Genomic DNA, 361 nt, shown 5'->3' on the forward strand with positions numbered 1-361 from the left:
GGATATCCTCGTCCGTATCGAAGCCAGGTCCGTCAGTTGCAAGCTCGAACAAGATGCCGTTTGGCTCGCGGAAATACAACGAACGGAAGTAGAAGCGATCCACGAAACCCGAGTTTGGAATTCTTACGCCGCGGATGTGCTCAATCCACTCGCGCAGCTCATCGTCATTATCGACGCGGAAGGCAACATGATGGACACCGCCGACGCCCTGCACCTCGCGAGGCAGATCGTTCCGCTCCTCGATATGGATCTCCGCGCCGCTGCCGCCTTCTCCGGTCTCATAGACGACAATATCCTTTTGTCCTGCGACAGTCGATGCGTATTGGCCTTTCTGGCGGAAGCCCATAAGCTGGGTCAACAC

1 protein-coding gene is annotated in these 361 nt (G+C 56.5%); it reads right to left on the bottom strand.

Going from position 1 to position 361, the window contains the following annotated elements; all coding sequences use genetic code 11:
- Positions 1-361, bottom strand: a 361-nt coding sequence (locus AB4Y92_RS26725) for a VOC family protein (protein WP_441822367.1), incomplete at both ends; no start/stop codon positions are given.

This window comes from Lysobacter sp. TAB13 (genome assembly GCF_052113885.1).
GTDB lineage: Bacteria > Pseudomonadota > Gammaproteobacteria > Xanthomonadales > Xanthomonadaceae > Lysobacter > Lysobacter gummosus.